The following is a 4,957-nucleotide window of genomic DNA, read 5'->3' as shown; positions in this document are numbered from 1 at the left end:
GGTGGTATGTACAGAACGGTCAGATCAACTTCAACTACACAGGACTTGCTCAGAACGAGTACGGTTGGTGGTATGTAGAAGGTGGTAAGATTAACTTCAACTACAACAGTCTTGCTGCAAATGAGTATGGCTGGTGGAAGATTGACGGAGGAAAAGTAAACTTTGACTTTACAGGTGCTGTTGAGTACAACTCAGCTTACTATACCGTAGTAAATGGTAAGGTTGTTTTCTAAGTAAATCAGCAAAAGCTTTACCCCATAAATAATGAAAGAACCGCTCAACGATCAGAAATGATCGCTGGGCGGTTTTTGCAATACACAAAAGCCTGACATTTTGCCCCAAAATAGCTTCAAGGGCATTAGGATATGCGGACAAAAAGGTAGAATCGGTTTCTGTGAGGGGGGAGAATAATTAGTTCAATTTATTCTGAAGATTTTGTATATTTGAGGTTTAGGCGTTCCTGTCGTTAAGGTATTCTGCAAGGCTGTAATACAGCTCTCCATCTCTTCCACGTGTTGGTTTTGCAGCCGTCATGGAATTTAAAATCGCTTCCTGTTCGGCTTCTGCTGCAGCGAGAAAAGCCCGGTTGATCACATGCTCCGGAATTGCTGATAGTTGAAGGAGTTCCTCCTCGCAACCGGACGGGATCCGGTTTGCTGTTGTAAAGCCGATCATGACTTCTCCGCTTCCATGTCCTGTATAACCGCCGGTTCGTGCAATGCCAACCCCTGTTCTTTTCAGAATCCGTTTGAGCTGACGGCTTGTCAATGGGAGATCGGTAGCCAGAATGCTCATGATGGAACCCTTGTCTTCTTCAGATGCAGCCATATCATCCTTTTCCTGCTTCCATTCCAGAATTTTTGGCCCGACAGCTTCTCCATTCAGTATAAAATCTTCGGTTGCACCAAAGTTTGACTGAACCAGAACGCCGATGGTGTATTCCTTTTCACCGATACAGATCACACGTGATGCAGATCCGATTCCACCCTTCATGCCATAGCAGATGGTACCGGCACCGGCACCTACATCCCCTTCTTCAAACTCCTCGGAAGCAGCTGCAAAAGCCTGTCGAACTTCTTTTTCACCAACTGCACGTTTCTGGATCTGGTTGATCCGGCAATCATTGCACTCACCAACGACAGGATTGATGCTCATAGGTTCCAGCCCATCGCTCTGGCACTGTTCGATCACGATATCGACAAGTGCATCCCAAACCTTTCCAACATTTAATGTATTTGTAAGGGCAATCGGTGTTTCAAGGGTTCCAAGCTCTTCTACCTGTACCAGACCGGCACTTTTCCCAAATCCATTGTGGACATAGGCCGCAGCCGTATAGTGATTTGCAAATGCATTGCCCGGTCCAGGGACGATCACGGTCACACCGGTATGATTTCCTTCCGTGTTCACAGTACAGTGTCCTACCAGTACACCAGGTACATCCGTAATCGCATTTCTTTTTCCTGTTTTCACTCTTCCGGGTACAATTCCAAAGTCGCGAATCCGTTTTTTTCTCACGTTGTTTTCCTCCTTGAATTTTGGCACCTATTTCTAATGATTGTATTGTTACTGTTCACACGCGCCATTCGCAAAACGTCCTTTCAGGACTTCTCCGTAGCTACGCTCTACTTTTGCTCATAAAAAGGCGCTCCCTTCATCATTATGTATTCAAATATTTCCTCATGCAAGCATGATCAATATTTGAATACATATGATGAGTGAACTGTAACATTATATTCTACGTCAGTCCATGATTTTTCCATCAATACTTATTGTTACAACCTGCCATGGTATGAATTTTCCACTGTTTTGCAGCGCTTTTTTTGCAGCCATCTCCAGTCCGCCACAGCAAGGAACTTCCATTCTTACAATTGTCACACTTTGAATGTTATTATTTTGAATAATCTCGGTCAGTTTCTCACTATAATCCACCTGATCTAATTTTGGACAACCAATTAAAGTTACTTTATTTCGAATAAAATCCTGATGAAAGCTGGCATAAGCGTAAGCAGTACAATCGGCTGCGATTAATAGCTTTGCGCCGTTAAAATATGGTGCATGAACAGGAGCCAGTTTAATCTGTACCGGCCAGTTCTGAAGCTTTGATACGGAATCTGCGGTTGAAGATGGTTTTACAGGATCAGGTGTTTCTCTTCGCTGAATCTGCATGATTTTAGATCCCGGACAGCCGGCGTGAGAGGAGATTGCCTGTTTTTTGGCAAATATTTTTTTCTGTGCTTCTTTCACGGCTTCTTCATCATATTCAGGGGCTTCTCTTTCTTCAAAAGAAATGGCACCTGTGGGACATTCCGGGAGGCAATCACCCAGTCCGTCACAGAAATGTTCTCTCACCAATTCTGCTTTCCCGTCAATGATATCAATAGCACCTTCGTGGCAGGCATCTGCGCAGGCACCGCAGCCGTTACATTTTTCTTTATCAATTCTGATAATCTTTCTTATCATTTTTTTCCTCCATCAATAGCATTTAACTTTTGTTTCTGTTAGAATTATAGTATGATAAATACAACTTGTATGTTTGATTTCCAACAGGGAGGAACGATTTTGGAAAAATATTTACCTATTCTAAGAAACAGTCCATTTTTTAAAGGTCTTACTGATAACGAGATATTATCTATATTGCATTGTGTAAATGCAACAGTAATTTTAAAAAAACGAGATTCATATATTTTCAGAGCAGGAGATTCTACCGAGGTAATGGGACTTGTGGTGTCAGGCTGTGTCCTTGTTATGCAGGAAGATCTCTGGGGACATCGGAATATTTTGGCAAAATGTCACGCCGGTGATTTTTTTGGAGAACCATATGCAGCAAGCCCGGGAGCGGTTTTAAATATCAGTGTGGTGGCAAATGAGGATTGTGAGATTATTTTGTTTAATATCCAGAGACTTCTGGTTACTTGTCCAACTGCATGTGAGCATCATCAGAAGTTAATTCGTAATCTGGTCAGTGTCCTGGCAAATAAAATATTGATCCTGAACGATAAAATCACGCATGTTGGGAAGCGAACAACAAGAGATAAATTATTATCATATCTGTCAGCAGAATCTATCAAACATTCGTCGTTATCTTTTGATATTCCTTTTGACCGGCAGCAGCTGGCAGATTACCTTTGTATTGATCGTGCAGCAATGTCTACGGAGATATCAAAGTTACAAAAAGAGGGCTTTATAAAAACAAATCGAAATCATTTTGAATTAACTGTTTCTAATGATGCGGATTTGATGCGAATCCAAAAATAGGAATGTGATATATATTGCGGAAAAGACAAAATTAATTAGAAGGCTATTATATGTGCAGGAGGAAACTTTAAATGATAAATAAAATACATTTGGCAATGATTCAATTATATAAAGGGGACGCAAAGAGAATTCAACATTTTTGTAAGGTGCATAGCTATGCAAAATTGATAGCGGAAACGGAAAAGGTAGATAAGAAATGTTTGTTTACCATTGAAGCGGCAGCTTTGACACACGATATTGGAATTCATTTCTGTGAAGAAAAATATGGAAATTGTAATGGAAAATTACAGGAACAAGAAGGTCCTGCAATAGCAGAAAGGCTGCTTGAAACATTGGGGGTTGAGCAAGATATTTCTGATCGTGTTCAGTATTTGATCGCACATCATCATACATATAATAATATTAATGAAATTGATTATCAGATATTGGTAGAGGCTGATTTTCTGGTAAACATTATGGAGGATGGCTTATCGAAAGAAGCAGCTTTAAAAGCTTATCATAGTATTTTTAAAACAGCATGTGGAAAAACAATTTGCAGGGAGATGTTTAATATTTGACATAACAATAGCCTTAGAAAAGAAATGATGTTTAATAATCTGGTTTTGGAAGAAATCGTATATAGATAATACCTTGCCGTACTTCATTTTCGATGGAGTCCGGCGATCTGTATCCAGAAGGTGTATTTCCTTTGACAGCAAAAACACAGCAATCAAGCTTAAATACCATTAATATTTTTGCCAATAAATTTTTCGAGTATATATGGAAGGAAAATAAAATGCTAATAAATGTTTTTGAAGGTATACTGATTCCATTTGTTGGAACAACGCTAGGTGCGACATGCGTGTTTTGTATGAAAAAAACACTTAGCAAGTCAGTGCAACGTGCACTTGCAGGGTTTGCTGCAGGTATAATGGTTGCTGCTTCAATCTGGAGTCTTCTGATTCCGGCAATTAAACAATCTGAGAATATGAAAACTTTATCATTTATTCCGGCAGTTGTTGGCTTCTGGATTGGTATATTGTTTTTACTTGCACTTGATCATTTGATACCGCATCTTCATGTTGGATGTGATCAGGCAGAGGGACCGAAAAGCAAATTTGGTCGTACTACGATGATGGTGTTGGCAGTTACATTACATAACATCCCTGAAGGCATGGCGGTTGGTGTAATGTATGCAGGTTTTCTTTCTGAAAATGCACAGATTACAGCAACAAGTGCACTTGCTTTATCACTTGGAATTGCTATCCAGAATTTTCCAGAAGGAGCGATTATATCCATGCCGCTTAGGGCAGAGGGTGAAAGTAAGAGAAAGGCATTTCTGGGAGGTGTACTCTCAGGAGTGGTTGAACCGATTGGAGCAGTATTGACGATTCTTGCTGCACAGCTGGTAATTCCGGCATTACCATATTTACTGAGTTTTGCAGCAGGAGCCATGTTATATGTCGTGGTTGAAGAACTAATTCCGGAAATGTCTCAAGGACAGAACTCGAATATCGGTACGCTTTTCTTTTCACTTGGATTTAGTTTGATGATGATCCTGGATGTGGCACTGGGGTAAGAGGAGCTTCTTGTATAATTCAAATATAAGGAATTCCGAGAAAGAAGGTTGAGAAAAAAATACCTCAGAGTAAAATAAGATTACTGACTTTGGACGGTTAGTAAAAAATCTTGAGACTGTAATTAATTCTGTGTAAACTCTAAA

At 40.2% G+C, this 4,957-nt stretch carries 6 protein-coding genes; 4 read left to right on the top strand and 2 right to left on the bottom strand.

Translation table 11 applies throughout. From position 1 onward, the window contains the following. The coding region (locus HMPREF0373_RS17075; RefSeq protein ID WP_021740463.1) for a hypothetical protein at positions 1-233 on the top strand (233 nt) is incomplete at its 5' end. Positions 234-450: 217 nt separating this feature from the next. On the opposite strand, the gene HMPREF0373_RS14170 is transcribed toward HMPREF0373_RS17075, so the two are convergent. Together HMPREF0373_RS14170 and HMPREF0373_RS14165 are read right to left on the bottom strand one after the other, a co-directional pair. Next, the gene (locus tag HMPREF0373_RS14170) at positions 451-1,515 is read right to left on the bottom strand and encodes a P1 family peptidase (protein ID WP_044964725.1); all 1,065 of its coding nucleotides are present in this window, start codon (positions 1,513-1,515) and stop codon (positions 451-453) included. 225 nt (positions 1,516-1,740) lie between these two features. Further along, positions 1,741-2,460 (bottom strand): 4Fe-4S binding protein, encoded by a 720-nt coding sequence (locus tag HMPREF0373_RS14165; RefSeq protein WP_021740461.1) that lies wholly within the window; start codon positions 2,458-2,460, stop codon positions 1,741-1,743. A 51-nt stretch (positions 2,461-2,511) separates the two neighbouring features. Between HMPREF0373_RS14165 and HMPREF0373_RS14160 the strand changes: the two genes are divergently transcribed. The 3 genes from HMPREF0373_RS14160 (at position 2,512) to HMPREF0373_RS14150 (ending at position 4,813) form a co-directional block, all read left to right on the top strand. Next, complete coding sequence (locus HMPREF0373_RS14160) at positions 2,512-3,255, top strand: Crp/Fnr family transcriptional regulator (protein WP_341348901.1); 744 nt, start codon at positions 2,512-2,514, stop codon at positions 3,253-3,255. A gap of 71 nt (positions 3,256-3,326) precedes the next feature. Next, complete coding sequence (locus HMPREF0373_RS14155; RefSeq protein ID WP_021740459.1) at positions 3,327-3,812, top strand: HD domain-containing protein; 486 nt, start codon at positions 3,327-3,329, stop codon at positions 3,810-3,812. Between the two features lie 218 nt (positions 3,813-4,030). Further along, positions 4,031-4,813 carry a ZIP family metal transporter gene (locus HMPREF0373_RS14150; protein ID WP_044964764.1) on the top strand — a complete coding sequence of 261 codons (783 nt, stop codon included), beginning with the start codon at positions 4,031-4,033 and terminating at the stop codon, positions 4,811-4,813. Positions 4,814-4,957: the final 144 nt, after the last annotated feature.

It is taken from the genome of Eubacterium ramulus ATCC 29099 (assembly GCF_000469345.1).
GTDB lineage: Bacteria > Bacillota > Clostridia > Lachnospirales > Lachnospiraceae > Eubacterium_I > Eubacterium_I ramulus.
The sequence above is the reverse complement of the archived record's forward strand: the minus strand, read 5'-3'. Positions and strand labels throughout refer to the sequence as shown.

Coding starts and splice junctions, on each gene's coding strand:
- HMPREF0373_RS14165 (WP_021740461.1), bottom strand. CDS start 2,460: ATGATAAGAAAGATTATCAGAATTGATAAAGAAAAATGTAACGGCTGC.
- HMPREF0373_RS14155 (WP_021740459.1), top strand. CDS start 3,327: ATGATAAATAAAATACATTTGGCAATGATTCAATTATATAAAGGGGAC.
- HMPREF0373_RS14150 (WP_044964764.1), top strand. CDS start 4,031: ATGCTAATAAATGTTTTTGAAGGTATACTGATTCCATTTGTTGGAACA.
- HMPREF0373_RS14160 (WP_341348901.1), top strand. CDS start 2,512: ATGATAAATACAACTTGTATGTTTGATTTCCAACAGGGAGGAACGATT.